The organism is Vibrio sp. 704, from assembly GCF_033339295.1.
In genome coordinates this window covers 1-602 of record NZ_JAWOUH010000683.1, presented here as the reverse complement: position 1 = coordinate 602, position 602 = coordinate 1, and the positions used below count along the sequence as shown (strand labels likewise).

1 protein-coding gene is annotated in these 602 nt (G+C 45.0%); it reads right to left on the bottom strand.

What is annotated here, in order from left to right; all coding sequences use genetic code 11:
- Nucleotides 1-510: tetratricopeptide repeat protein (locus tag R7R24_RS28495; RefSeq protein WP_411978843.1), on the bottom strand; the 510-nt coding region annotated here is incomplete at its 3' end.
- Nucleotides 511-602 lie beyond the last annotated feature (92 nt).

Here is a 602-nt window from a genome sequence, read left to right as displayed (position 1 = left end):
AGTGGCTACAGTCTCTGCCGTGATGTTGTCGTTGGTGATGTTCGGGTTGCCTTTCATACGGATTTGGTCGGCATTAAGTGCGCGAATGTAATAACTCTTACCGACGTCTTTTTCTCCACGCTTGGTGTACAGCGTGCCAAGTTCTTGTAAGGAACCAATGTTGTCAGGATTTTCTGCAAGCGATGCACGAAAGGCTTTATCTGCCAGTTCGTAGTTCTCGCGAGCTAAGTGAATACGCCCGACGGTGTATAGCGTTTTGTCTTTATGCACCGCGTTAGGGAAAGAAAGGGAGCGAATGTATTCATACAATGCCAAATCGACATTTTTGTTGGTAAGCGCAATATCACCGCGCGAGATAGCCTCTTCCTCAGTTTTGGGCGGCTCATCATTAGTGAGCGACTCAACGGGTTTGCCAGAATACAAGCTGGAATCAAAATCGGATGCTTGTTCATTTGTTGCACATGCAGTGAGCACCAACAACGAGATGATGACGTATTTCTTAATCCACAACATAACTATCCCTATTTTTATCTAATTAGAAAATGCCTCAGCCAATGAAATTAACGCAGGTCCGATAGCCACAATGAAAAAGCATGGCCAAA